Genomic DNA, 776 nt, shown 5'->3' on the forward strand with positions numbered 1-776 from the left:
GCGCTCAGGAAGTTGTTGAAGTCGTGCGCGATGCCGCCGGTCAGCTGGCCGACGCTCTCCATGCGCTGCGCATGGCTCAGCTGCTCCTCGGTCTGCGCCCGCTGCAGGCTGGTGGCCAGCAGGCTCGACAGCGAATCGAGGAAGCGCAGCTCGTCGTCGCCGAAGCGGCGCGCCTCGCGGCTGCGCACCGCGAGCACGCCGACGGTGCTGCCGCGGTCGGACAGCGGCACCGCCAGCCCGCTGACCAGCCCGCGCGCCAGGTAGTCGGGCGGCACCTTGAAGCGCGTCTCGCGGGCATAGTTGGACACCACCACCGGCCGCCCCTCGGCCAGCACGAAGCCGGYCGGCGTGTCGGGACGGTTGGGCACGCGCCGCCCCTCGACCTCCTCGCCGTCCAGGCCGACGCCGGCCGCCAGCCGGAACTCGATCCGGTTCGGCTCCAGCAGCCAGACCAGGGCCATCTCGGCCTGCATGCCTTCAGCGGCGATCTGCGGCACCTGCCTGAGCAGCGCCTGCGGGTCGCGGGTGTCGACTGCCAGCCGGGCGAGCTTGGCGATGTATTCGCTGTAGCGGGCCTGCTGCAGCGCCTGCTGCACCCGCGGGTAGCCGGCAATGCCGCGGATCGCCGCGACCACGTAGGGCAGGCCGTCGTCCTGCAGCGGGCTCAGCGCGATCTCGACCATCACCTCGCTGCCATCCTTGCGGCGCGCGGTCAGCTCGAGCTGCGTGCCCATCGGCCGCGGCTTCGGGCTCATGCCGTAGGCGCCGCGGTAGGC

The 776-nt window shown here is 72.8% G+C and carries 1 protein-coding gene; it reads right to left on the bottom strand.

Annotation, left to right across the window (positions count from 1 at the left end; all coding sequences use genetic code 11):
- Nucleotides 1-755 (bottom strand): GAF domain-containing protein (locus AC1D12_RS34545; RefSeq protein WP_477845559.1); only part of this gene is annotated, 755 nt, incomplete at its 3' end.
- Nucleotides 756-776 lie beyond the last annotated feature (21 nt).

It is taken from the genome of Rhizobacter sp. P1_G5 (assembly GCF_056405435.1).